A 26,337-nucleotide genomic window follows, 5' to 3' on the forward strand; every position below is an offset into this window, starting at 1 on the left:
TGAAAGGAGGTGAACGGATGGAGATACAGGGACTAGGAAACAACTATTTTTCACTATCCCAAGAAAAAACAGTCCAAAGTAATGAACTTGGCTTCCAACAAATTCTAAACAAAGTGGTCAATAAAAATGATACAAAACAAACCAGCTATTCAAACGAAGACAACAAGGACATTAAAGATGCCAAAGCAGTTCTTTCATTTTTGAAAAAGTCTGACATCAAAGAAATAACGGATGGACAGCAAGAGGTTGATAATCAATTAGCAAATTCACCAGCTGACCGATTAAATATTGTCAAAAAACTTCTTGGAATCAGCGATCAAAAATGGTCAGAAATCGTGGCAGAATTAGAGGAAAAGACAAAACAAAATTTTAAGGGCGATGATCCAACAGAGATCATGATCGAAGGTTTAACGTTTTTAACGATGAATCCTCCAACCGAAGATTTAAAAATTTTAAAGATGAATCCTACAATCGAAGGCCTTACAGATAACACAATTCTGTTTTTAAAAGCTGCAAAAGTTTATAGTTTGCTCTCAAATCAAGATGGTTCAGTAAAGCAACTTTTAACAGGTTTACTAGAATCTGTACAAAACCAAATCAAGGGTGCAGTTCAAAATGATCAAACACAATCAAGAAATGCCTATCTTCAAAATGATCAAACACAATCAAGAAATGCCTATCTTCAAAATGATCAAACACAATCAAGAAATGCCTATCTTCAAAATACATTTTCGCAGCTAGTTAGCGAGATAAACGAGCAAACAACAGAAACTAGCCAGTCAGATCGACTAAAATCAGCAAATCGATTAACAGATTGGAATGCAAACAATCCATTCTTGCAGCAAATGTCTAAGCCAGAGCAGCTGACGATGATGGTGGACGGAACGGCTAAATCAGTATCAGTAAATGACTTAATACAGCAATTTGAATCCATACTGTCCAAAAGCCAATTTTCAAAAATGGGCGGCATGCAAAAACTGTTTATTAAATTGAATCCAGAGCATTTAGGTTCGATCAGCATTGAATTAATTCAAAAAGGTCAAGGAATCACTGCAAGGATTCTTACCACGACAGAAGCAGCAAAAGAAGCACTCGAATCACATTTACATAACTTAAAACATGCATTTGAAGCCCAAAGCATTAAGGTGGAAAACGTTGAAATCGGACAGCAGTCGTCACAAGGGCAAACGGATGACTTCTTAAACCGAGGTCAAAGTGACCAACATCAGGATGTTCCACAAGATAAGGAATCAGAGACGGATGATCAAGAGGATTCTTCAAGCAGTTTTATTCTCTCTTTAGAGGAAGCGATACTTAACCAGGAAGTATAGGTGTGAAAGATGACAAACTCAATTGATTCTACTTATTTACTAAGTAATTATCAAAACCAGACCAAATCGTCAGGAAGCAGTTCACTTGGTAAGGACGACTTCTTAAAGATTTTAATGACCCAATTGCAAAACCAGGATCCGCTGAATCCGATGCAGGATCAAGATTTTATATCTCAAATGGCAACCTTTTCTTCATTGGAACAAATGACAAATTTAAACAGTTCAATGGATAACTTTGTCAAATCTGCGGAACAGAATCAGTTTATGCAAGCATCTTCAATGATCGGTAAAACCGTAACATATTTGGATGATCAGGATAACCAAATGACAGCGGTTGTTAAATCGGTTTTGTTTAAAGATGGCAGTACAAATTTTCAGCTAAACGATGACAATCAAACAAGCGTTACATCTGGGCAAATAACAAAAATTGAATAATGATGTGGAAGTGATGGAATGGATTATAGCCAATTTCGTCCAGTCGGTACAGGATTTGTCCCATCCGATCCTTACAAACAGCAGAAAGGAAACCAGATTCATAAGGAATCTTTTTCTGTACAATTACAAGCGGCAATCCAATCAACATCAAAATTAGTGGTATCTAAGCACGCACAAGTGCGATTAAAGCAAAGAAATATCCAAATTTCAAATGAAGATTGGAAAAAAATCGAAGAAAAGGTTTCTGAAGCAGGGAAGCTTGGAGTAACAAACTCTTTGGTTCTTTTACCTGATGCTGCATTGATTATTAGTGCGAAAAATAAAACTGTCATTACGGCTTTAAACAGGGAGGAAGCAACTTCCCAAATATTCACCAATATTAATGGAACGATTGTTTTAGAATAGACCAGTGGCTGGACCAAGTTATGGAGGCCATTAGCTGCGGAGTGACGGAAGCAGCTAAATAGAAGGGAGAAAATTACATGCTTCGTTCGATGTATTCGGGTATAAGCGGTATGAAAAATTTCCAAACCAAATTAGATGTGATCGGAAACAATATTGCGAATGTCAATACCTTTGGTTATAAAAAGGGCCGCGTTACGTTTAAAGATACAATGAGCCAGATGATTGCTGGTCCAAGTGCGGCCCAAAATGGCCGCGGGGGAAAAAATGGATTGCAGGTTGGTTTAGGTTCTGCGCTTAGCTCGATTGATACGATTGATACTCAGGCAAGTCTGGAAACGACCGGACGTGCGTTAGATCTCGCTGTATCAGGTGATGGATATTTTATCGTAAAGCAAGGGGATCAGCAGTATTATACCCGTGCCGGGAATTTCTATTTAGATAATAATGGAACATTGGTGAATTCCGACGGTTTAAAAGTCCAAGCCTATCCCATTGAAAATGGAAATATATCCAATAGTTACCGTGATATCAATATTAATGTCAATGGTGTCTTACCGCCAGTTATCACTGGAAAGATTCAGTTTACGGGTAATTTAGCAGCAGATGCAAATGACGGCACAGTCTATTCGCAACAAATAAAAACAATTGATGAAAATGGAGATCCTCAAAATTCTACTATTTATTTTAAAAAACTTAGTTCGAATAATTGGGGAGTCTTTATCAATAACCCGCCGCAAACATCAAAGGTTGTAACGACTAGGGATCCAAGCACAAACATTTCGGATGATGTTTCCGTTACCAACCCGAATAAATACACTGGAACATCGAATCAGAATTGGACAATTATGTATGATGGCACGCAGTCCAGTCCAAACTCTCAATTTAAAATTGATACCACTGGCAGCGGCGTTTTTCAACCCATTCCAAATGCAAATATCGTTGATAACAAATTTACTCAGGATGGTTTAGAGATAAAATTACCAGATACATCTATTTTTTCCACAGCTACTGCATCTTCACCAGTAGGTACATGGACGATTAATGTAACTGCACCGAATGCGGAAGATTATGATGTCAACTTTGATGTAAATGGGAAAGTCCTTTCCGCTTATGCAAATATTACATCTGCAGGCTCAACGGTTCCAACAGCATTGAATGGGGTCATTGCCGACCAGCGGGTTTCCATTCCATCTGGTAAGGTCAATGACACTACTACAGCAAATTTAGATGAAAGCAAGCTGCTAGCTAACTTGGATTTTTCTAAACTGACCCAATTGAGTGATCCATCAACAGCACAGGTGATCCCAGATGGATTTGTAGAAGGTAATCTTGAAAGCTTTAGTGTTGGATCAAATGGAGAAATTAACGGGGTTTACTCAAATGGGTTGATTAAAGAACTGGGACAATTGGCATTAGCTAAATTCAGCAATCCATCCGGACTCAATCGAACAGGAGGAAACCTATTCCAGGAGACCATTAACTCTGGCACCCCTGACATTAATGTTGCTGGTAATGGCCGTGGTACGATTGCAGCTGGGTCACTTGAAATGTCCAATGTAGATTTGTCAGAGGAATTTACGGATATGATAACGGCACAACGTGGCTTCCAAGCTAATACAAAAATTATTACTACCTCCGACGAGATTTTACAGGAATTACTCAACTTAAAAAGATAGCTAAGGGAGGAGACAGGGTCAACAGCCTAAGGAGTTGACCCTGGTATAAAACGTGATAAAACTGACGCGACTTAATGGGAAATCTTTTATCCTAAATGCCATTTATATTGAAACGATTGAATCCTTTCCGGATACGACGATCATGTTAACAAACGGCCGAAAATATGTTGTTAAGGAAACAGAAGCTGAAACGATAAAAATGGTAAATGAGTTTTATAAATTGGTTAATTTGATTGGGACGCAGCCGCTGGAGGAGGAAGACGATGAATAATAAGCAGGTTAGAATACTGTTGATTCTTTTTGTAGTCATCCTGCTTGCGGGGGCAGGCGCCTTCTTTTATCTGCAGCAAAATAAGGCTTCTGGGAGTAATGGACCAAGTATTGATGAAGTAATTAATAACTCTGTCGATATTACCGACTTGACTACCAATCTGGCAACAAACAACTATGTCAAGATGTCATTTAAAATTCAGACTGATAGTAAAGAAGCAAAAAATGAACTGACCAAACGGGATTTCCAGGTTAAGAATATAATGATCGAGGAGCTTTCAGATACGAAAGCGGACGATTTACAAGGAAAAGCAGGAAAAGTCAAACTTGAAGGAACACTCAAAGAAAGACTTAATAAAATTATGCAGGATGGAAAAGTTGTACAGGTTTATATAACCGCTTCTCTCCTTCAGTAATAACGTAAATGAATAAATTTTGATTGATGATGGAGGTGGGGATGTTGGCTGGAGAAGTATTATCACAAAGTGAAATTGATGCCCTGCTGTCTGCCCTATCAACAGGTGAGATGGATGCGGATGAGTTAAAAAAGGAACATAACGAAAAAAAAGTAAGAGTTTATGATTTTAAAAGGGCACTTCGCTTTTCAAAAGATCAGATTAGAAGTCTAACAAGAATTCATGAGAATTTTGCGAGGATGTTAACTACCTTTTTTTCAGCTCAGCTTCGAACATATGTACAAATTACGGTTGCATCTGCGGATCAAATTCCATATGAAGAATTTATTCGTTCAATCCCTAACATGACGATTCTAAATGTATTTGAAGTACCTCCCTTGGATGGAAGAATCATCATGGAGGTCAACCCAAACATTGCCTATACGATGTTAGACCGCCTGCTTGGGGGCAGGGGAAATAGCGTAAATAAAATTCAAAATTTAACTGAAATTGAAACAAAGATCATGTCCAATACGTTTGAAAAGGCAATAGAAAACTTACGTGAGGCGTGGCTAGACTTGGAAGAAATTGACCCAATACTGTCAGCGTTTGAAGTAAATCCACAGTTTTTGCAAATGGTTTCTCCAAATGAAACGGTAGTTGTTATCTCTTTAAATACAATCATTGGGGACACAAGTGGAATGATTAATATTTGCATTCCACATGTAGTTCTTGAACCAATCATGCCAAAGCTTTCTATCCACTATTGGATCCAATCTGAACAAAAGGAAAGACAGCCCAAAGAGATGGCAGTTATTGAAAAAAATATCCAAAAAGCGGACCTTCCAGTATCGGTTGAATTAGGTATTTCTGACATTTCGATTCAGGAATTTTTGACACTTGATATAGGTGATGTGATTGAGCTAAATCAAGCTATTCAACAACCACTAATCATGAAAGTTAGCGGCATTCCAAAGTTTCTTGGCCAGCCAGGAAAGGTCAACAAAAAACTAGCCATCCAGGTATTAAATACTTTGAAGGAGGGAGAAGAAGAAGATGAGTGATGAGATGCTCTCTCAAGATGAAATAGATGCCTTATTAAGGGGAACAGAAGATGACACGAATCTACAAATGGACCCAAATGAAGAAGAAGATTATTTATCACCAATCGAAAAAGATGCGTTAGGTGAAATTGGTAATATTTCCTTCGGAAGTGCGTCAACGGCATTGTCCACCTTACTAAATCAAAAGGTAGAAATTACAACACCTACTGTAACAGTCATTAGAAAAGAGAAAGTAAGTGATGAATTTCCAATACCTTATATAGGAATTCAAGTGGGATATACACAAGGTTTTACAGGCAGCAATCTATTGATTATGCAGCAGCAGGATGCAGCCATTATCGTTGATTTAATGTTAGGGGGGGATGGCTCAAATCCATCAGAATTGATGGATGAGATTCATTTAAGTGCTGTTCAGGAAGCAATGAATCAGATGATGGGCTCCGCTGCTACATCCATGTCAACGATTTTTAATAAGAGAGTTGATATTTCACCTCCTTCTATTGAAATCATTGACATTCAACATGGTCAAGGAATGGAAAAAATTCCAAATGAAGAATTGCTCGTAAAAATTTCTTTCCGATTAAAGGTGGGCAACTTAATCGATTCTTCGATCATGCAGCTGCTCCCGCTTGATTTTTCAATAAAGCTTGTAGAAGAACTGTTAAATCCCGGACAAGGTACCCATGCTCAAACCCCCTCATCAAGGAATGAGCAGACAATTTCAGAATCAACCTATACTACGCATGAAAGAGGTTACAGCCCAATCGACTATCAAGGAGCAAGTGCTTTCAATCAAAATACAGCTGCCACAGCAACTGTTCAATCCTATGCTGCTCAAGCACAGGCAGCATTTGAGCAGCCTGCAGTTCCGTTGCAGAATCAAAGAGCTCAGCATGTGGGTACAAGATTACAAGGATCGGAACAGCCGAATATTCAGCCTGCAATATTTTCAAATTTTGAACAACAGCAGCCACATGTTACAGAAACAAAAAATTTAGATATGCTTCTGGATATTCCGTTACAGGTTACCGTTGAACTGGGAAGCACCAAAAAATCTGTTAAAGAAATTTTAGAACTTTCATCAGGCTCGATTATTGAATTAGATAAACTTGCAGGAGAGCCTGTCGATATCCTTGTTAACAATCGTTTAGTCGCTCAAGGAGAAGTAGTTGTAATTGATGAGAATTTTGGTGTTAGGCTAACAGATATTATTAGTCAATCTGATAGACTTAAAAAATTAAGGTAAAAAATGGGGGCAAGCAATCAATGGCACATCGGATTTTAATCGTAGATGACGCAGCTTTTATGAGAATGATGATTAAGGACATTTTGACTAAAAATGGTTATCAAGTGGTAGGGGAAGCTGCTGATGGAGCTCAAGCAGTTGAAAAGTATAGAGAGACAGCGCCAGATCTTGTAACGATGGATATTACCATGCCTGAAATGGACGGAATCACAGCCTTAAAAGAAATCAAAAAGATCAATCCAAATGTAAAAGTTATCATGTGTTCAGCAATGGGCCAGCAGGCTATGGTCATTGACGCTATTCAAGCAGGTGCAAAAGATTTTATTGTAAAACCTTTCCAAGCTGACCGTGTTCTTGAAGCGATATCAAAAACATTAGGATAAGGAAACGAAAGATAGAGGTGCAGCGCCTTGGTGAATTTTCAAAAATGGTTAATGGCAGCACTTATTGTTTTATTTGCACTTACTAGTACAGAGCAAATGGTATATGCGCAAAGTTTAAATAATAGTGTGAAAGATTGCATTCAGCATCCCGAAAAATGTCAGGATCAAAAACCTGCAGTAAAACATAGTGACAAACAAACGCCTGAGTCCAGTCAAGTGGGGGTTACGATTTGGGATTTTGTCAGGATGATTTTTGCGACTGCTTTTGTTGTGGCACTTCTTTACTTTTTGTTGAAGTTTATTAATAAAAAAAGTAGAAGCTTTAAGTCAACCCAGCTTGTAGAGAATCTTGGGGGAACGGTGCTCGGTGCAAATCGATCCGTGCAAATCGTAAAAATAGCAGACCTTCTTTTGATCGTTGGTGTCGGAGATAATGTTCAATTATTGAAGGAAATTGATGACCCAAATGAACGCATGCAGATTCTTACAGATTATAATAATAAGCTTGAGCAGCAAATAATTCCTAGTGATCTTGTAACAAAAGTAATCGAAAAGACGAAAAAGTGGCAGCCTTCCAACAAGGAAGGATCCACTTTTACATCACTATTTAAAGCCCAGCTGGATGAGCTTTCAAAGGGAAGAAAAAAGATATTTGAAGAGATGGAGCAGAAAGGGTCAGACAAAAAATGAATCAGGTAATGGATTTTTTCAACAGCAATTCACCGGAAAATGTGTCAACATCTGTTAAATTGCTATTACTTCTAACTGTTCTTTCGTTAGCTCCAAGCATTTTAATTTTAATGACGTGCTTTACAAGAATTGTTGTCGTTCTTTCCTTTGTCAGAACGGCGCTTGCAACCCAGCAAATGCCGCCTAACCAGGTGATCGTTGGATTATCGTTATTTTTAACGTTTTTTATCATGGCGCCAACATTTCAACAAGTAAACAAAGACGCACTTACTCCTTTGTTTAACGAAAAGATTACACTTGAACAGGCATATGACAAGGCATCCGTTCCATTTAAAGAGTTTATGAGTGCACATACTAGACAAAAGGATCTTCAATTGTTTCTTGATTATGCTAAGGTGGACAAGCCAAAAACAGTTCAAGATATCCCATTAACTGCACTCGTTCCGGCATATGCCATTAGTGAATTAAAAACAGCGTTTCAAATCGGTTTTATGATTTTTATCCCATTCCTTGTCATTGATATGGTGGTGGCTAGTGTTCTTATGTCAATGGGAATGATGATGCTGCCACCGGTAATGATCTCCCTGCCTTTTAAAATTCTCTTATTTGTCATGGTTGATGGCTGGTATTTAGTTGTAAAATCGCTTTTAGAAAGTTTTTAAGAGAGAGGTGTAGTTCCTTGAGTTCAGAAATGATCATTAGAATTGCAGAGCAAGGAATATATACCGTTTTAATGGTAAGCGGTCCGCTAATTCTGCTTGCGTTAGTAGTTGGTCTTATTATTAGTATTTTTCAAGCAACCACGCAAATTCAAGAACAAACCCTTGCCTTTGTGCCAAAAATTGTTGCCGTTTTAGTTGGCCTTATTATTTTTGGTCCATGGATGCTTAGTCATATGCTTTCCTATGCAAATGAAATATTTTCGAATTTAACTAGATTTGTAGGCTAAAGAAATGAATGATTTACTGCCAAAATTCCCAGCTTTCTTATTAATTTTAGTAAGGGTAACCTCATTTTTTGTGATGATGCCATTGTTTTCATATCGAACAGTACCGACTGCTCATAAAGTTGGTTTAGGATTTTTCCTTTCCTGGTTGATTTTTTATGCAATTCAGCCTCCAGTACTCGAAATAAACGGTCTCTATTTTTTGCTTATTATCAAAGAGGCTTTGGTTGGCTTACTGATTGGATTTACTGCCTATATGATTTTATCGGCCATTCAAATAGCGGGCGGTTTAATTGACTTTCAGATGGGCTTTGCAATCGCGAACGTCATTGATCCGCAGACGGGGGCACAAAGCCCCTTGATGGGACAATATTTATATACATTCGGACTCTTATTCTTACTTTCTTTTAATGGTCATCATTTATTAATTGACGGGATCTATAACAGTTATCGGTTTATCCCAATCGACCAGGCTTGGCTTCCGCTTGGAAGAAGTAATGTCGCACTTTATTTTGTAAGATCATTTAGCTCCATGTTTGTGGTGGCCTTCCAAATGTCTGCTCCCGTTGTCGGCAGTCTCTTTCTTGTCGATGTCGCCTTGGGAATTGTTGCTAGAACTGTTCCACAACTAAATATCTTTGTCGTAGGATTACCAGTTAAACTGATTGTCAGCTTTCTTGTCATTGTGGCGGTTATGGGTGTAATGCTGACACTTGTCTCCCATCTAACGGAGACAATGCTTGTAACGATGCGGGATATGATGCAGCTGCTTGGAGGTTCTAAATAATGCTTTTGTCACTAGATTTGCAAATGTTTGCAGGTGAAAAAACAGAAAGGGCAACGCCCAAGAAAAGACAGGATGTAAGAAAAAAGGGTCAGACTGCCAAGAGTCAGGATATTAATACAGCTGTTGTGTTACTTGCTGTTTTTCTATTCATGATGATATTCGGTAATTATTTAGGAACAGGGATATTAGCTTTATTTAAGAATTCATTTCAAGAATATATGCTGATGGATGTAACACCAGGAAACCTTCGCATTATTCTGTTAGCGATTTTAAAGGAACTTGCGCTTTATCTTGGGCCGATTTTACTGGTTTCGCTTATTGCAGGATTGGTATCAAATCTGGCCCAGGTCGGTTTCATGTTTACAAGTGAGGCGATCATGCCAAAGCTTGAAAAAATCAACCCCATCAGCGGTTTTAAAAGAATTTTCTCGATAAGAGCGGTTGTTGAGCTGGTAAAATCACTACTTAAAATTGGTTTTATTGGGATTGTTACATTTACTGTTTTATGGAAAAGAATGCCGGAAATATTGGTTCTTTCACAAAAGTCAATCGGCACGGCACTTGTTACACTAGGAAGTTTAACCGTCCAAATGGGATTGTATGCTTCAGGGGCATTACTTTTGTTAGCTCTGCTAGATTATCTTTACCAAAAATATGATTTTGAAAAAAGCATTCGGATGTCCAAGCAGGACATTAAGGATGAATATAAAAACACAGAAGGAGATCCACTCATAAAATCGCGGATTAAACAAAGACAGCGGGAAATGGCGATGCAAAGAATGATGCAGGAAGTGCCAAAGGCCGATGTGGTCATCACAAATCCAACGCATTATGCGGTTGCAATCGTGTATGATGAAGCAAAACGTGATGCCCCCTTTGTTGTTGCCAAGGGAGTGGACTTTACCGCACAAAAAATAAAAGCAATCGCAAAAGAGAATGATGTGATGACGGTGGAAAACCGCCCGTTAGCACGGGCATTGTATAGCCAAACAGAAATTGGCGATTCCATCCCAGAAGAATTCTTCAAAGCAATTGCCGAAATTCTTGCGTTTGTTTATCGGGCAAAAAAGAAGATTTAAGGAAATGAATTTCGGAAGCCTGTATTAAGGGAGAGAGACGAATGTCAGCAAGAGATTTATCTGTTTTAATAAGTGTCATATTAATTGTTTCCATGTTAATCATTCCATTTCCTACTTGGCTTCTAAGTATATTAATTATTTTAAATATTACTCTAGCATTATTGGTCTTACTTGTTTCAATGAATATGACAGAGCCTCTCCAATTTTCCGTTTTTCCTTCCCTCTTATTATTACTTACGTTATACCGACTCGGATTAAATGTATCAACGACACGGGCAATCCTCTCGCACGGTGATGCAGGTGGTGTTGTTGAAACATTTGGTACATTTGTTGTCGGAGGAAATATCGTTGTCGGACTTATTTTATTTTTAATTTTGATCATCATTCAATTTATTGTTATTACAAAAGGGGCAGAGCGTGTTTCCGAGGTAGCTGCCCGCTTTACCCTAGATGCGATGCCAGGGAAACAAATGAGCATTGATGCTGATTTAAATGCGGGTATGATTTCTGAACAAGAGGCAAGAGAACGAAGAAAAAAGGTTAGCAGAGAAGCAGATTTTTATGGAGCCATGGATGGTGCCAGCAAGTTTGTAAAAGGTGATGCCATTGCAAGCATTATTATTGTCCTTATTAACTTAATAGCCGGGATCATTATCGGAATGCTGCAGCAAGGTATGGGACTAGCCGATGCAGCTAAGCACTTTTCCTTATTATCCGTTGGTGATGGAATTGTAAGTCAAATCCCTGCTCTCCTTATTTCAACAGCTACTGGTATTGTTGTAACAAGAGCAGCCTCCGAAGGAAACTTGGGACAAGAAATCACTTCACAGCTCTTAGCCTACCCAAAACTGCTGTATGTTGCTGGAGGAACTATTTTTCTCCTTGGATTATTTACTCCGATAAATGATACATTAACGATTCCCATTGCGGGCATGCTTGCGGTTGGGGGATACATGTTTTCTAAAGTACCGGAGCCAAATAAGCTGGACTTAGAACAGATGGAAGAAGCAAGCGGGGCTGATGAAATGAAAAGTCCTGAGAGTGTTATTAGTCTATTAAACGTAGACCCGATTGAGTTTGAATTTGGCTATGGCCTCATTCCTTTGGCCGACACAAACCAGGGAGGAGATCTGCTGGATCGGATTGTTATGATTCGAAGGCAACTCGCAATCGAGCTTGGTTTGGTCATTCCTGTTGTGAGAATTCGCGATAATATTCAACTGCAGCCAAATGAATATCGGATGAAAATCAAAGGGAATGAAATGGCGAGAGGGGAACTTCTCCTTGATCATTATTTAGCGATGAGTCCAGGGATTGAGGATGATTCCATTGAAGGAATTGATACCATTGAGCCTTCCTTTGGACTTGCGGCTAAATGGATTACGGAAGGAATGAAGGAGCGGGCAGAAATATTTGGCTATACCGTTGTTGATCCTCCGTCCGTTGTCTCGACGCATATAACAGAAGTGATAAAAGCAAATGCACATGAATTATTAGGACGTCAAGAAACGAAACAACTTATTGATCATGTGAAGGAAAGCTATCCGATTCTCATAGAAGAAGTAACACCAAATCCACTTTCAGTTGGTGATGTACAAAAGGTGTTATCAAAGCTATTAAAAGAAAATGTTTCAATCAGGAACCTGCCTGTTATTTTTGAAACTTTAGCAGACTTTGGGAAAGTAACGACGGATACAGATATTTTAGCAGAATACGTAAGGCAGGCATTAGCAAGGCAAATTACGAATCAATATGTAGGACAAGGGGAAACATTGAAGGTTGCAACGTTATCAGGAAAGACAGAAAAATCAGTTGCCGATGCCATTCAACAAACGGAGCACGGAAACTATTTAGCATTAGATCCTTCTATTTCCCAGAGAATATTAGAATCGATTGCGGCAAATATCGAGCAATTTTCAATGATGGAACAAACACCAATTGTTCTTTGCTCCCCTGCAGTTCGCATGTACGTAAGGCAGCTGACCGAACGTTATTTTCCGAAGGTACCGATTCTCTCTTATAATGAGCTCGAAGCAAATGTAGAAGTACAAAGTGTTGGGGTGGTGAATGTCGATTGAAAGTAAAAAAATTTACAGCAAAGTCGATGCCGGATGCAATGAAAAGCATCAGAAATGAATTAGGAAATGAAGCAGTCATTTTGAACTCTCGCATTGTTTATACTGGCGGGTTTCTAGGATTTTTTCGTAGGAAGAATTTCGAAATCATTGCGGCAGTCGATACTATGGCTAAACACGAACCAAAACCAATACGCAAAGGCTTGCAAAAAGGATTGGAACCAAAACCAACTATTCAAGTACAGGAACGAACAGATCATAAAAGGTCGGAAAAAAGCGTTTCACAGAATTCAAAACAAACAGAAGATATTTTAAAAGAAATCACTGATTTGAAAAAATTAATTCGATCCCAGTCCATTCAGTCTGGAAAATTACAAGGTATATACCCTGAACCAATTCAAAAATTAATTCAGCTCATGTCCGACCAAGATTTCACTCCTGCTTTGATGGAAAAATTCACTGCTGTCCTTTTGGAAAAATGGTTTGCTGACGGTGTAAATCGAACATTCACTGAATTACAGGGATTTTTAAAACAGGAAATCATCAAGGTTTTAATTGATAAACCCTTTGGCGGGATTTCATTAACAAAAAAATTTATCAATGTGATTGGACCAACAGGTGTTGGGAAAACAACAACACTTGCGAAAATTGCTGCAGATTGTATGTTAAATCATCATAAAAAAGTAGCTTTTATTACAACAGATACGTACCGAATTGCTGCTATCGAACAATTAAAAACATATGCCCAAATATTAAATGTTCCAATTGAAGTATGTTATACGCTTGAGGATTTTCAAACTGCTGTTAAAAAGTTTTCATCTTATGATGTTGTTCTCATTGATACAGCAGGGCGAAATTTTCGAAATAAGCAATATGTAGAAGACCTTGGCAAGGTAATTGATTTTTCTATTGATATAGAAAACTATCTTGTGTTGTCACTTACATCAAAGCAGAAGGATATGGAATCTATTTATCAGCAATTTTCCTCTATCAAAATTGATAAATTCATTTTTACAAAAGCGGATGAAACAGATGTTTATGGCACGATGATGAACATAATTGAAAAGTTTGAAATAGGTGCTGCCTATATTACTACTGGACAAGAGGTTCCAGATGATGTCATGATTGCAAGTCCTGAAGCAATGGCAAATTTAATCATAGGGGCCAAATAACATGAAAGATCAGGCGGAAATTTTACGAAAGAAACTTAGAAGAAGACATGGATTAAAGCCTAAGACAAAGGCAGTTGCTGTTGTAAGTGGCAAAGGCGGGGTTGGCAAATCCAATTTCTCGTTGAATTTTTCCATTTCTCTTTCCAAACGTGGATATAGTGTACTTTTGTTTGATATGGATGTCGGGATGGGCAATTTAGATATATTAATGGGCAGGTCTTCTGAAAAAACGATTGTGGATTATTTAACAGGGGATTCTAAACTAGCTGATATTATTTTGGAGGGTCCGGAAGGGGTTAAGTATATAGGCGGAGGCACTGGTTTAAATCAGCTAGTGAATCTGGAGCGCCTTGGAACACTTACAAATGAACTCGATGCATTTCTGGAAGAATATGATTATCTCATTTTTGATATGGGGGCAGGAATAAATGAATCCTCATTAAAATTTCTTTTATCGGTTCATGAAATTTTTGTGATTACTACACCGGAACCTACTGCGTTGATGGATGCCTATGCGATCATAAAGTATTTACATGTTTTAGATGAAAAACTTCCATTTCAAATTGTCGCAAATCGTACACAATCCCATCAAGATGGTACAGCAACGTTAAAAAGACTGACTGATGTTGTTAAAAAATTCTTAGATTTTGACCCGGTATCTCTAGGAATCCTGCCAGATGATCGCTCCGTTCAACAGGCTGTCTCAAGGCAAATTCCGTTTACTATGTTTAATCCAAAGTCAAAGGCATCGCTTGCGTTGGACGAACTTGTGAACCGTTATCTTGAAGGGGCAAAGCAAATTCCAGTCCAGCAATCCTCTTCTTTTGTATCGCGGTTAAAGAAATTTCTGTTTGAAAGGTAAGGAGATCCTAATGGAGAAAATAAGAGTACTTGTTGCGGATGATTCGGCATTTATGCGCAAGCTGATCCAGGAAATTCTATTAACTTCAGGCAGAATTGAAATTGCTGGGACAGCCAGGAATGGGAAAGATGCCATTGAGAAAACCAAGAGGTTAAAACCAGATGTTGTGACCATGGATATCGAAATGCCAGTTATAAATGGGATTGATGCCTTAAAAAAGATCATGAAGGAATCGCCTGTTCCGATTGTCATGCTTTCAAGTACAACGACTGAAGGGGCAGAAAACACATTTTTAGCGATTCAAAATGGTGCTGTCGATTTTATTGCCAAGCCGTCAGGCACCATTTCATTAGATCTTGAAAAAATCAGTGATGAAATCATTGCGAAAGTCTTGGCTGCAAGTAAAGCAAATCTTTCAAGTCTGACAAGAATTCAACAAGGGAAGAATCTTTTTCCCACTAATAACCAAAAAAGTAGTAAAATAGAACTATATATACCAAGCATAAAACATCAGGATACATTATGGGAAAAATCAGCGAAGAAAATCGTTTGTATTGGAACTTCAACTGGAGGGCCAAGAGCCTTACAAGCTGTTTTAAGCAAGCTTCCAGCCTTAATGCCAGCACCGATTTTAATTGTCCAGCATATGCCTGCTGGTTTTACAAAGTCGCTTGCAAGCAGGCTAAACTCTCTATCAAAGCTTACGGTGAAAGAAGCAGAGGATGGAGAAGTACTTGTAAACGGAACTGCCTATATTGCCCCAGGTGGATACCATCTAAAGGTAAAAAGAATGGGGGACCATTTGGCGGTTAATCTTGACCAGTCAGGAATGAGAAATGGGCTGAGGCCATCTGTGGACCTAATGTTTGAATCTGTCAGCCAAATCCCCGAGTATGCAAAAATTGCCGTGATTATGACGGGAATGGGAACTGATGGAATGGAGGGACTGAACTTTCTGCATCAGTCAGGTAAACTCAAAGCGATTGCAGAGTCTGAGGAAACATCGATTGTCTTTGGAATGCCAAAAGCAGCCATTTCAACACATTTAATTGACGAAGTGCAGAATGTTGAGACAATCGCAGAAACGATTCTCAAATATGTTTAATGTCGAGGGGTGATTGGCGCATGGATATGAGTCAATATTTAGAAGTCTTCATTGAAGAAAGTAAAGAGCATTTGCAGGCTTGTAATGAGCATTTGTTAGAATTGGAAAAAAAACCAGAAGATTTGACGATAGTTAATGAAATTTTCCGTTCAGCCCATACGTTAAAAGGGATGTCTGCCACGATGGGATATGAGGATTTAGCCAGCCTGACACACCAAATGGAAAATATCCTTGATGCTATTCGTCAAAAAAAGCTATCGGTAAAGCCTGAATTATTGGATATTGTTTTTTTGGCAACTGAACACTTAGAGGAAATGATTGTCTCCATTTCAGAAGGTGGAGATGGGAAATGTGATGTTTCTGAAGTGATTCAAAAGTTAAAGCTCATTGAAAAAGGCGAGAGTCCGATTTCTATTGCTGAGAAGAAAGAGGCTGCCTCTGTTGAAACAGTAACTCAACCTGGAGCAGCAAATTTATATGATGAATACGAATACACCATCTTGCTGCAATCAAGCGAACAGGGCTTTCATACATACGAAATTACTGTGACGTTAAGAGAAGATTGTTTATTAAAAGGTGCCAGGGTCTACATGATTTTTGAAGTGCTGGAGTCTCTTGGTGAAGTGATTAAAAGTAACCCGACTGTCGAACAGCTTGAGGAAGAAAAATTTGATCAACAATTTATGGTCACTATAGTTTCAATGGAAGAAGAAGCAAAAGTGGTTCAGAAAATCATGAATGTATCTGAAGTTGAAAAGGTAGAAGCGAAGTTACTTTTACCTGAGGATATTGAGCGGGCTATTCCCAAAAAGGATGAAAAAGTGCCCAAAGAATTAAATGTCGAGCAGCAAGAGACGAATGATGAGCATCTTGAGGAGCATCTGCAGCCTGTTGAAAATTCGGCAGACAAGAAACCTGCTGCCACAAAAGCAAGTGTCGGTAATAAAACGATACGGGTCAATATTGAAAGACTTGATATTTTAATGAATTTATTTGAAGAGCTGGTCATTGACCGTGGAAGGCTCGAGCAAATTTCACAAGATTTAAACAATCAGGAACTGCAGGAAACTGTTGAAAGAATGTCAAGGATCTCTGGAGATTTACAGAATATCATTCTAAACATGAGAATGGTTCCAGTAGAAACAGTGTTTAATCGTTTTCCTCGAATGGTGCGGCAATTGGCAAGGGATCTGAATAAAAAAATTAATCTTGAAATTGTTGGTGCTGAAACTGAATTAGACCGAACTGTTATCGATGAAATTGGTGATCCGCTCGTTCATTTAATCCGCAATGCGCTTGACCATGGAGTCGAAACACCTGATGTTCGCACATCTTGTGGAAAACCAGAAGAGGGGAATGTTCTTCTTAAGGCATATCACAGCGGGAACCATGTCTTTATTGAAATTGAAGATGATGGCGCAGGAATTAACCGTGAAAAAGTTCTTGAAAAAGCGATTAAGAATAAAATCATTTCTGCTCAAGCAGCCGCCGAACTTACGAACAAACAGGTTTATGAATTAATTTTTGCCTCAGGATTTTCAACCGCTGAAAAAATATCAGATATATCTGGCCGTGGTGTCGGACTTGATGTCGTTAAAAATACGATTGAATCCCTTGGGGGGACAGTCACAGTAGATTCTGTATTGGGAAAAGGTTCGATTTTTTCGATACAACTGCCATTAACATTGTCAATTATTTCGGCGATGCTTGTTGGTATCCAGGAGGAAAAATTTGCAATCCCACTTTCTTCTATAATAGAAACAGCGATCGTTAAAAAGGCAGATATTTTGAGTGCCCATAGTCAAAAGGTGATTGACTTCCGTGGAAAAGTGGTTCCGCTTCTTTTCTTAAAGGATATTTTTCAAGTTCCTGTCACTGATGACACTGCAAGTTTTTACTCCGTAGTGATGGTTAGAAAAGGTGACCGTCTCGCAGGGCTTGTTGTTGATTCTTTCATCGGTCAGCAGGAAATTGTGCTTAAATCACTCGGCAACTACTTAACTAATGTATATGCCATTTCTGGAGCAACGATTCTGGGAGACGGCCAAGTTGCGCTAATCATAGACTGCAATGCACTCATAAAATAGCAAAAATATTAGAGGAAAAGTTGTAATCGAGGAGTGAACGGTATGGGGGAACGCTTGAATTCTGAACTTAAAATCATTGTCTTCCAATTAAACGAAAAAGAATATGCAATTCCTGTGGAACAGGTCCGCTCAATTGAAAAAATTCAGCATATTACAAGGGTACCGAGAACTGCACCCTTTATAAAAGGTGTCATTAATCTCCGCGGTGTGGTAACACCAATTGTTGACCTTAGAATTCGCTTTGGCTTGGACCAAATCGACTATCATGACCATACAAGAATCATTATTGCCGTACTAGAGGATATTGAAGTAGGATTAATTGTCGATGCAGCTAACGACGTTATGGATATTAAGGAGGATTCAATTGACCCCCCTCCTGAAATCGTTAGCGGAACGGAGGCAGAATATATAAAAGGTGTAGTTAAAATAGGAAAGCGATTATTGATTTTACTAGATCTGGAAAAAGTGCTTAATGAAATAAAACTGGAAGGATATTAGGGTAAAAGGCGATGGCATTTGAAGATCAAATTTCCTCCTTACATCTTGATTTTTTAAAGGAGATTGGAAATATTGGGGCAGGTCACGCTGCGACCGCTCTTTCCCAGCTGTTAAATAAAAAAATCCAAATGAATGTTCCGAAAGTTGAAATTGTCAGTTTCGATGAAATGGTCGAATTGGCGGGCGGTTCGGAACAGATCGTAGCCAGCGTTTTTTTACGCATTGAAGGTGATATTCCAGGGAGCATGTTTTTCATCCTTCCCCTTGATGATGCGGCACATTTTATTGGGAAAATGATTGGTGACCCTCAGTATTCTTTATCAGAACCACCTTATAATGAGTTGGGCCTTTCAGCCCTGCAAGAGTTAGGAAATATTTTATGTGGTTCTTACTTAACAGCACTCGCAGATTTCACAAACCTTTCGTTACATCCGTCCGTGCCGGCACTCGGAATTGATATGGTTGGGGCCATTATCAGTTTCGGCTTAATTGAACAATCCCAAGTCAGTGATCATGTTATTGTCATCGATACAGCGATAAATGATGAGGATGCATTCACGACAAAAAGCGTTCGGGGTCACTTCTTTTTATTACCGGATCCTGATTCGTTTCAAACCCTATTTACAATATTAGGAGTAAGCTAAAAATGTCGGATGAAATATATGTTGAAAAAGTTGGCATTGCCGATATGCGGTTTGTAAAAGCTCCCGATCGGATTCGGACCTCCGGTTAGGATCCTGTGTTGGTCTTGTTATTTATGATTTTGATAAAAAAATTGCTGGCCTTGCCCATGTGATGCTGCCAGAATCCTCGTTATCAAAAGTAACTGAATTTAATCCTGCAAAATACGCTGATACCGCAGTAGAAGTGCTTGTTTCCAAGTTGCTTACATTTGGAGCAAGAAGATTTACCCTAAAAGCCAAAATGGCCGGGGGAGCACAAATGTTTCAATTTGCGACAAATAATGAAATGATGCGGATCGGGCCAAGAAATGTGGATGCCATAAAAAGAGAATTAGAACGTCTCAAGATTCCATTAATAAGTGAAGACATCGGCGGAAATAGCGGCAGGACCATTGAATTTGATCCAAGCCAGGGGTTATTATTCATAAAAACAATCCATCAAGGAACAAAACAAATATAGGTTTCGGCTTTTACCAGGATGACTTTGATATGCAGGGAGGTAAACTACTATGGCAGTGGCAGCTACATCGGAAGAACAATTAAACTGGCAAAAATGGATGAATTCCCGAGATTCTGATTCAGGAAATTATCTAATGAAAAAATATTTGCCGCTTGTATCCTACCATGTACAACGAATTTCAGTCAGTTTACCAAAAAGTGTTTCCAGAGAAGAATTGCGCAGCTCTGGCATGTTAGGACTATATGATGCACTCGAGAAATTTGACCAATCAAGAGATTTGAAATTCGATACATATGCATCTTTCCGAATAAGAGGGGCAATTTTAGATGGTTTAAGAAAAGAAGATTGGCTGCCTAGGAATACGAGAGATAAAGCGAAAAAAGTTGATGCAGCAATTGAAAAACTCGAACAGCAAAAGATGGGGCAGGTCAGTATTTCAGAAATTGCAGGGGAATTAAACATGACCGAAGATGAAGTATATACAACCATGAATGAACAGTTTTTTGCCAATATCTTATCAATGGATGAACAGCCATTAGAAACGGACGAAAAAGAGAACCATATCTTTACTTTAAGAGATAAAAAGGCAGAAATACCAGAAGAAGCAGTTGTTAAACAAGAGTTGATGAATGAACTTGCTGCTACCATCGAAGACCTATCAGAAAAAGAGCAATTAATTATCAGTCTCTTTTACCAAGAGGAGTTAACATTAACCGAAATTGGAAAAGTGTTAAATCTATCAACTTCAAGAATTTCACAAATTCATTCAAAAGCCCTTTTTAAGCTTCGGCATTCATTAGAAAAAATCATTCATTAAGAAAAGAAGGAAAACATGACCACATTCTTATTAACCATCAGCCTCCTTTTAAATGGAATTTCTATCTATTTTATTTTTATTTTATATTCAAGACAAAACCGCTTACTAGAGGTTGAGAAATCACAAGAAAGCCTTAAAAAAGAAATTGAAAATGAGATATCAGCTTTTCTTTTTGAAATGAAAGAAGAAAACGAAGAATTTATTAAACGATTTCAACAATTACAAAAGACACCGCTTCAGAGTGAAAATCCAACAGGCCATATATTACATTCAGAACAAAAAAAAGATTTACCTGACAGTCCCGTTTCTGCTCCCACTGATGAATTAAATACAAAGGATTGGGAAGTAGCAGCGGCCAGAAGTTTTAAAAAGCAAGCAGTTAAGGTCTATCAAAAGACCATTGCCGACCAAGAAGAGAGTCCGGCAACAGGAAAAGAAACTGCAAAACAGGCGGAAAATCAAACTGAGCAGCATTCTGACATCGATAATGAGGAAATATACAGAAATTTATTAATCAATCAGGTTAAGATCCTCTTGAACCAAGGTTTTACGATTGATGATATTGCCAAAAAGTTAAACAAGGGAAAAACTGAGATCGAGCTATTACTGAAATTTGGTTAGAATGATAAATATTCACTTGAATGTTAATGTTCAATATGCTATATTATTTGATGGTGTTAAAAACACACGCTCATGGATTTGAACAGTAGGTGCTGTTGGTAAACAGTTTCTGTCAAAAGTGAGATGAGCGGAGGAAAACAAACCTAGGAGGAAACAAAATGTCAGTTATTTCTATGAAGCAATTGCTTGAAGCTGGTGTACACTTTGGACACCAAACACGCCGCTGGAACCCTAAGATGAAGAAATATATCTTCACTGAGCGTAACGGCATCTACATCATCGACCTTCAAAAAACTGTTAAAAAGGTTGAAGAAGCATACAATTGGGTAAAAGAACTTTCTGCTAACGGTGGTACAATGCTTTTCGTTGGTACAAAGAAGCAAGCTCAAGACTCAGTTAAAGAAGAAGCTATTCGTTCTGGTATGTACTATGTAAACCACCGCTGGTTAGGTGGAACTTTAACAAACTTTGAAACCATTCAAAAGCGTATCGGCCGTCTTAAAGATATCGAAAGAATGGCTGAAGATGGAACTTTTGAAGTACTTCCTAAAAAAGAAGTTGTTCAATTAAGGAAAGAACAAGAACGTCTTGAGAAATTCCTAGGCGGAATTAAAGATATGAAAAAGCTTCCAGATGCTCTTTTCATTGTTGACCCTCGCAAAGAGCGCATCGCTGTTGCTGAAGCTCATAAATTGAACATTCCAATCGTAGGTATTGTTGATACAAACTGCGATCCAGATGAAATCGATGTTGTTATTCCTGCAAACGACGATGCAATTCGTGCTGTTAAATTATTAACAGGTAAAATGGCAGATGCTATTTTAGAAGCGAAACAAGGCGAAGAAGTTGCAGAAGTAGCTGCTCAATAAGGGATATTCTGCTAGAAACACATAAAAAGGTGATAAGAGGGAACACCCTTTATCACCTTTTTTTAAAGATTGTTTAGATTAGCTTATTTTGGCAAAGATATGGTGTAGAATACATAGGAACTTGGAAAAGTGGAAGCCTGGTTAGCGAAGTCCACTAGTCGCTGGGCCGCTTGCGCTGGACAATTAAAAGGAGGATGTGTAATTATGGCAATTACTGCCCAAATGGTAAAAGAACTACGTGAAAAAACTGGTGCTGGAATGATGGATTGTAAAAAGGCCTTGCAAGAAACTGATGGTGATATGGACAAAGCGATTGATTTCCTTCGTGAAAAAGGTATTGCAAAAGCTGCGAAAAAATCAGACCGTATTGCTGCAGAAGGAATCACTAACATTCAAACAGAAGGTAATGACGCTGTTATTCTTGAAGTAAACTCTGAGACAGACTTCGTTGCTAAAAATGAAGGCTTCCAAACACTTGTTAAAGAATTGGCACAGCATCTATTGAAAAACAAACCAACTGACGTTGATGCAGCATTGGCTCAAACAATGGAAAATGGCACAACTGTTGCAGATCATATCAACGCTGCAATTGCAAAAATCGGTGAGAAACTTTCCCTTCGCCGTTTCACTGTACTATCAAAAACTGATAATGATGCATTTGGTGCATACTTACACATGGGCGGCCGCATCTCTGTCTTAACTGTTCTCGAAGGTACAATAGATGCCGATGCTGCAAAAGATGTATCTATGCATATCGCTGCATTAAATCCTAAATACGTTTCACGTGATCAAGTTTCACAAGAAGAAGTTGAACATGAGCGTCAAGTATTGACTCAACAAGCTCTTAATGAAGGTAAACCTGAAAAGATTGTTGCTAAAATGGTTGAAGGTCGTTTAGGAAAATATTTCGAAGATGTATGTGTGCTTGACCAGGCATTCGTTAAAAACCCTGACCAAAAGGTTCGTCAATTCGTTGAATCTAAAGGTGCTAAGATTCGTGAGTTCGTTCGCTATGAAGTTGGCGAAGGATTAGAAAAGCGTGAAGAAAACTTTGCGGAAGAAGTTATGAATCAAATCAAAAAATAATAAATTGCATTGTAATAAGCAAACATGGGGAACACATCGTGTTCCCTATTTTTAAAGAAATTACATATGGAGGTTCTTATGAGCAGCCCTAAATACAAACGCGTTGTATTAAAATTAAGTGGAGAAGCACTTGCAGGAGAATCAAGCTTTGGGATTAATCCTGCAGTAATTAAATCCATAGCAGGTCAAGTTAAAGAAATAGCCGAGCTAGGTGTAGAAGTTGCTGTTGTTGTTGGAGGCGGAAATATCTGGCGTGGGAAAACTGGCAGCGAAATGGGGATGGACAGAGCCACTGCGGATTATATGGGTATGCTTGCAACTGTAATGAATTCATTAGCCATGCAGGACAGTCTTGAGCAATTAGGGATTGAAACTCGTGTTCAAACCTCTATTGAGATGCGTCAGGTTGCGGAGCCATATATTAGACGAAGAGCGATCCGCCATCTAGAGAAAAAACGTGTTATTATTTTTGCTGCAGGTACCGGAAATCCTTATTTCTCAACGGATACAACTGCTGCATTAAGAGCGGCTGAAATTGAAGCGGACGTTATTTTAATGGCAAAAAATAATGTTGACGGTGTATACTCTGCTGACCCTCGCCTTGACAGTAATGCAACCAAATATGATCAACTTTCATATCTTGATGTTATCAAAGAAGGATTGGCGGTTATGGATTCAACTGCTTCATCACTTTGTATGGATAATGATATTCCGCTTATTGTATTCTCTATTATGGAGCAAGGCAATATTAAGCGGGCCGTTCTTGGTGAAAAAATTGGAACAATTGTAAGGGGGAAAAAGTAATGCCAAAGCAAGTGATTGCCAATACAAAAGAAAAAATGAAAAAAGCGATCCAAGCCTTTACTCGTGAGCTCGCAACGATTCGAGCAGGTAAAGCAAGTGCCTCATTGCTAGACAGAGTTACGCTTGATTATTATGGTGCCCCTACTCCGGTAAACCAACTAGCAGGGATTAGTACTCCGGAAGCTCGCCTGCTCGTGATTCAGCCATACGATAAATCGATTCTTGGTGATATTGAAAAGGCGATTCTAAAATCTGATCTTGGGTTGAATCCATCAAATGATGGTTCCATTATTCGGATTTCGATTCCTCAATTAACAGAGGAACGCCGTAAGGAACTTGTTAAAGTTATCAAAAAAGAATCAGAAGAAGCAAAGGTAGCCATTCGTAACATTCGTCGTGACGGGAATGACGATCTTAAAAAACTCGAAAAAAACGGTGAAATTACAGAGGATGCTTTAAGAGGCTATTCTGATGACATCCAAAAAGTAACAGACGAACATATAGCTAAAATTGATCAAATAACAAAAGATAAAGAAAAAGAACTAATGGAAGTTTAATGCAGACCCTCTTTTTAGGGGGTTTTTTCTCTTTTTACAATTTCCGTCATGAACTTTCCCTGAGGGATTGTCAAACGGCGAGTTTACTAATTCTTTTCTTAATTTGTCATACATAAGTTAATTAATAGAGATATCTTTTTTCTTTTTTGGTATGATAGTCTCATGTGAAAATTATTTACATTCTATAATCGGGCAAGTAATCTTTTTTCGGAGGAAGAAATGAACATTACTGGAGGAGCACTGTTATGTTAAATAGAATAAAGCTTTGGAAGAAACCAAATCCCTCTTCCCCACTCCGAGACAGAATAGAACAAATCAAAAAAGCTGCCATTCCAGAACATGTAGCCATTATTATGGATGGAAATGGCAGATGGGCAAAAAAGAGAGCGTTACCCCGAATTGCCGGGCATCACGAGGGAATGAAAGTAGTCCGCAATACAACAAAGCTGGCAAACCAACTTGGGATTAAAGTTCTGACATTATATGCTTTTTCTACAGAAAACTGGAAAAGGCCAAAAATGGAAGTAGATTATCTCATGAAGCTGCCAGAGGAATTTTTAGGGACCTTTCTTCCAGAATTAGTTGAGGAAAATGTACAAGTCAAAATGATCGGATATAAAGATCAGCTACCTTTACATACACTTCATGCCATTGAAAAAGCGATAGAGGACACGAAAGGCAATGACGGCCTCATTTTAAATTTTGCCCTTAATTATGGAAGTAGAGCGGAGATTATTGACGCAGTCAAGCACGTCTTAAAAGATTGTAAAAGTGGTATAATGAATGAGAGTGAATTAGACGAGAGTCTTTTTTCTTCGTATTTAATGACTTCGAAATTGGCTGACCCAGACCTATTAATCCGCACAAGTGGAGAGATTCGGTTAAGCAACTTTATGTTATGGCAGTTGGCTTATACTGAATTTTGGTTTACAGAAGTATTATGGCCTGATTTTAGTGATGAACACTTAATTGAAGCAGTCGAAGCATTCCAAAAACGACAGAGGCGTTTTGGCGGTGTGAAAGGCTAAACTAAAATCTTGTTTGGTGCTGTGTATTGGGTTCCTTTTGCGATACCACATTTAGGGGTTTTTAGCAAAAGAACGTTTAAAAAGGTGTTGAATAATAGTGAAGACAAGAATTACAACAGCAATCGTAGCAGCAGCTCTATTCTTGCCAATCGTTTTTTATGGAGGCTTTCCAGTCGTTTTACTATCGTATCTGCTTGCAACCATTGGTTTATATGAATTATTAAAAATGCGCAAGTTGAACAATTTTTCAATCTCTGGATTGCTTTCATTTTTATTGCTTTGGGTTATTCTATTACCAAGTCAATATGAAAATATTTTAGCTGAAATTCATTATTCGAAAATGGAAATAAGTATTGCGATTATCTTGTTGCTTTTAACTTATACAGTTATTACGAAAAATCGCTATACATTTGATGATGCTGCGTTTTCCGTATTGGCGGTTGTTTATGTAGGAATAGGTTTTTATTTCTTTGTGGAAACCCGCCAAGCAGGCCTTGTCTATATTTTTTATTCGTTGTTTATGATATGGGCTACTGATTCGGGTGCGTATTTTATTGGAAAATCAATGGGCAAGACAAAACTCTGGCCGGACATTAGTCCAAATAAAACTGTCGAAGGTTCAATTGGCGGGATTATCTGTGCAATGATCATTGCTGCGTTGTTTGTTTTTTTTACAAATATTCATGTAACCCTGTGGTGGCTGCTCGGAACTACCATTATTCTTTCGGCATTTGGTCAACTGGGTGATTTGGTTGAATCAGCATTTAAACGCCATTTTAATGTGAAGGATTCAGGTAAGATATTACCGGGACACGGCGGGATTCTTGACCGTTTTGACAGCTTATTATTTGTTTGGCCTTTATTGCATTTTTTTCATATTATTTAAACAAAACTTTTTCAGTGTCT

The 26,337-nt window shown here is 38.4% G+C and carries 29 protein-coding genes and 1 pseudogene; all 30 read left to right on the forward strand.

Annotation, left to right across the window (positions count from 1 at the left end; all coding sequences use genetic code 11):
- Positions 1-17: 17 nt before the first annotated feature.
- The 30 genes and pseudogenes from RCG17_RS21715 to RCG17_RS21860 all read left to right on the forward strand — a co-directional run bounded on the left by RCG17_RS21715 (position 18) and on the right by RCG17_RS21860 (position 26,317).
- Positions 18-1,331 carry a flagellar hook-length control protein FliK gene (locus RCG17_RS21715; RefSeq protein WP_308172142.1) on the forward strand — a complete coding sequence of 438 codons (1,314 nt, stop codon included), beginning with the start codon at positions 18-20 and terminating at the stop codon, positions 1,329-1,331.
- Between the two features lie 9 nt (positions 1,332-1,340).
- Positions 1,341-1,766, forward strand: coding sequence for a flagellar hook assembly protein FlgD (gene flgD, locus RCG17_RS21720; RefSeq protein ID WP_308172143.1), 426 nt, complete (start codon positions 1,341-1,343; stop codon positions 1,764-1,766).
- A gap of 18 nt (positions 1,767-1,784) precedes the next feature.
- The gene (locus RCG17_RS21725) at positions 1,785-2,171 is read left to right on the forward strand and encodes a TIGR02530 family flagellar biosynthesis protein (RefSeq protein WP_308172144.1); all 387 of its coding nucleotides are present in this window, start codon (positions 1,785-1,787) and stop codon (positions 2,169-2,171) included.
- 77 nt (positions 2,172-2,248) lie between these two features.
- On the forward strand, positions 2,249-3,847 hold the full coding sequence (gene flgF, locus RCG17_RS21730) for a flagellar basal-body rod protein FlgF (protein WP_308172145.1): 1,599 nt from the start codon (positions 2,249-2,251) through the stop codon (positions 3,845-3,847).
- Between the two features lie 52 nt (positions 3,848-3,899).
- Complete coding sequence (locus RCG17_RS21735; protein ID WP_308172146.1) at positions 3,900-4,118, forward strand: flagellar FlbD family protein; 219 nt, start codon at positions 3,900-3,902, stop codon at positions 4,116-4,118.
- Entirely contained in the window at positions 4,111-4,533 is a 423-nt protein-coding gene (fliL, locus tag RCG17_RS21740; RefSeq protein ID WP_308172147.1) for a flagellar basal body-associated protein FliL, read from the forward strand. The genes RCG17_RS21735 and fliL overlap by 8 nt, the downstream gene beginning before the upstream one ends.
- Positions 4,534-4,577: 44 nt before the next feature.
- Positions 4,578-5,576 carry a flagellar motor switch protein FliM gene (fliM, locus tag RCG17_RS21745; protein ID WP_308175913.1) on the forward strand — a complete coding sequence of 333 codons (999 nt, stop codon included), beginning with the start codon at positions 4,578-4,580 and terminating at the stop codon, positions 5,574-5,576.
- Entirely contained in the window at positions 5,569-6,822 is a 1,254-nt protein-coding gene (fliY, locus tag RCG17_RS21750) for a flagellar motor switch phosphatase FliY (RefSeq protein ID WP_308172148.1), read from the forward strand. Before fliM ends, fliY begins: the two co-directional genes overlap by 8 nt.
- Before the next feature lie 20 nt (positions 6,823-6,842).
- The gene (locus RCG17_RS21755) at positions 6,843-7,205 is read left to right on the forward strand and encodes a response regulator (protein WP_308172149.1); all 363 of its coding nucleotides are present in this window, start codon (positions 6,843-6,845) and stop codon (positions 7,203-7,205) included.
- Positions 7,206-7,235: 30 nt separating this feature from the next.
- On the forward strand, positions 7,236-7,895 hold the full coding sequence (locus tag RCG17_RS21760; protein WP_308172150.1) for a flagellar biosynthetic protein FliO: 660 nt from the start codon (positions 7,236-7,238) through the stop codon (positions 7,893-7,895).
- Positions 7,892-8,557, forward strand: coding sequence for a flagellar type III secretion system pore protein FliP (gene fliP, locus RCG17_RS21765; protein ID WP_308172151.1), 666 nt, complete (start codon positions 7,892-7,894; stop codon positions 8,555-8,557). The genes RCG17_RS21760 and fliP overlap by 4 nt, the downstream gene beginning before the upstream one ends.
- A gap of 29 nt (positions 8,558-8,586) precedes the next feature.
- Positions 8,587-8,844, forward strand: a complete 258-nt coding sequence (gene fliQ, locus RCG17_RS21770; protein WP_374120976.1) for a flagellar biosynthesis protein FliQ — start codon at positions 8,587-8,589, stop codon at positions 8,842-8,844.
- A gap of 4 nt (positions 8,845-8,848) precedes the next feature.
- Positions 8,849-9,628, forward strand: a complete 780-nt coding sequence (gene fliR / locus RCG17_RS21775; protein ID WP_308172153.1) for a flagellar biosynthetic protein FliR — start codon at positions 8,849-8,851, stop codon at positions 9,626-9,628.
- Positions 9,625-10,707, forward strand: coding sequence for a flagellar biosynthesis protein FlhB (gene flhB, locus RCG17_RS21780; protein ID WP_308175914.1), 1,083 nt, complete (start codon positions 9,625-9,627; stop codon positions 10,705-10,707). Before fliR ends, flhB begins: the two co-directional genes overlap by 4 nt.
- A 41-nt stretch (positions 10,708-10,748) precedes the next feature.
- Entirely contained in the window at positions 10,749-12,785 is a 2,037-nt protein-coding gene (flhA, locus tag RCG17_RS21785) for a flagellar biosynthesis protein FlhA (protein WP_308172154.1), read from the forward strand.
- Positions 12,782-13,954, forward strand: coding sequence for a flagellar biosynthesis GTPase FlhF (gene flhF / locus RCG17_RS21790; RefSeq protein ID WP_308172155.1), 1,173 nt, complete (start codon positions 12,782-12,784; stop codon positions 13,952-13,954). Before flhA ends, flhF begins: the two co-directional genes overlap by 4 nt.
- A gap of 1 nt (position 13,955) precedes the next feature.
- Positions 13,956-14,816: a MinD/ParA family protein gene (locus RCG17_RS21795; RefSeq protein ID WP_308172156.1), complete on the forward strand. Its 861-nt coding sequence runs from the start codon at positions 13,956-13,958 to the stop codon at positions 14,814-14,816.
- A gap of 10 nt (positions 14,817-14,826) precedes the next feature.
- Positions 14,827-15,921: a protein-glutamate methylesterase/protein-glutamine glutaminase gene (locus RCG17_RS21800; protein WP_308172157.1), complete on the forward strand. Its 1,095-nt coding sequence runs from the start codon at positions 14,827-14,829 to the stop codon at positions 15,919-15,921.
- A gap of 20 nt (positions 15,922-15,941) precedes the next feature.
- On the forward strand, positions 15,942-18,008 hold the full coding sequence (locus RCG17_RS21805; protein ID WP_308172158.1) for a chemotaxis protein CheW: 2,067 nt from the start codon (positions 15,942-15,944) through the stop codon (positions 18,006-18,008).
- Positions 18,009-18,050: 42 nt separating this feature from the next.
- Positions 18,051-18,506 carry a chemotaxis protein CheW gene (locus RCG17_RS21810; protein ID WP_308172159.1) on the forward strand — a complete coding sequence of 152 codons (456 nt, stop codon included), beginning with the start codon at positions 18,051-18,053 and terminating at the stop codon, positions 18,504-18,506.
- Between the two features lie 11 nt (positions 18,507-18,517).
- Positions 18,518-19,150, forward strand: a complete 633-nt coding sequence (locus RCG17_RS21815; RefSeq protein WP_308172160.1) for a chemotaxis protein CheC — start codon at positions 18,518-18,520, stop codon at positions 19,148-19,150.
- Between the two features lie 2 nt (positions 19,151-19,152).
- A pseudogene (locus RCG17_RS21820) lies at positions 19,153-19,649 on the forward strand (chemotaxis protein CheD).
- A gap of 49 nt (positions 19,650-19,698) precedes the next feature.
- Complete coding sequence (locus tag RCG17_RS21825) at positions 19,699-20,466, forward strand: FliA/WhiG family RNA polymerase sigma factor (RefSeq protein WP_308172161.1); 768 nt, start codon at positions 19,699-19,701, stop codon at positions 20,464-20,466.
- A gap of 15 nt (positions 20,467-20,481) precedes the next feature.
- Positions 20,482-21,087, forward strand: coding sequence for a hypothetical protein (locus RCG17_RS21830; protein WP_308172162.1), 606 nt, complete (start codon positions 20,482-20,484; stop codon positions 21,085-21,087).
- Positions 21,088-21,245: 158 nt separating this feature from the next.
- Positions 21,246-21,956 (forward strand): 30S ribosomal protein S2, encoded by a 711-nt coding sequence (rpsB, locus tag RCG17_RS21835; RefSeq protein ID WP_308172163.1) that lies wholly within the window; start codon positions 21,246-21,248, stop codon positions 21,954-21,956.
- Between the two features lie 204 nt (positions 21,957-22,160).
- Positions 22,161-23,042: a translation elongation factor Ts gene (tsf, locus tag RCG17_RS21840; protein ID WP_308172164.1), complete on the forward strand. Its 882-nt coding sequence runs from the start codon at positions 22,161-22,163 to the stop codon at positions 23,040-23,042.
- Between the two features lie 78 nt (positions 23,043-23,120).
- Entirely contained in the window at positions 23,121-23,846 is a 726-nt protein-coding gene (pyrH, locus tag RCG17_RS21845) for a UMP kinase (protein ID WP_308172165.1), read from the forward strand.
- Complete coding sequence (gene frr, locus RCG17_RS21850; RefSeq protein ID WP_308172166.1) at positions 23,846-24,403, forward strand: ribosome recycling factor; 558 nt, start codon at positions 23,846-23,848, stop codon at positions 24,401-24,403. The genes pyrH and frr overlap by 1 nt, the downstream gene beginning before the upstream one ends.
- Before the next feature lie 245 nt (positions 24,404-24,648).
- Positions 24,649-25,431 (forward strand): undecaprenyl pyrophosphate synthase, encoded by a 783-nt coding sequence (locus RCG17_RS21855; RefSeq protein ID WP_308172167.1) that lies wholly within the window; start codon positions 24,649-24,651, stop codon positions 25,429-25,431.
- Between the two features lie 97 nt (positions 25,432-25,528).
- Positions 25,529-26,317 (forward strand): phosphatidate cytidylyltransferase, encoded by a 789-nt coding sequence (locus RCG17_RS21860; RefSeq protein ID WP_308172168.1) that lies wholly within the window; start codon positions 25,529-25,531, stop codon positions 26,315-26,317.
- Positions 26,318-26,337 lie beyond the last annotated feature (20 nt).

Origin of the sequence: Neobacillus sp. PS3-12 (assembly GCF_030915385.1) — a bacterium.
In the GTDB taxonomy this organism is placed as follows: Bacteria; Bacillota; Bacilli; order Bacillales; family Cytobacillaceae; genus JAEVLT01.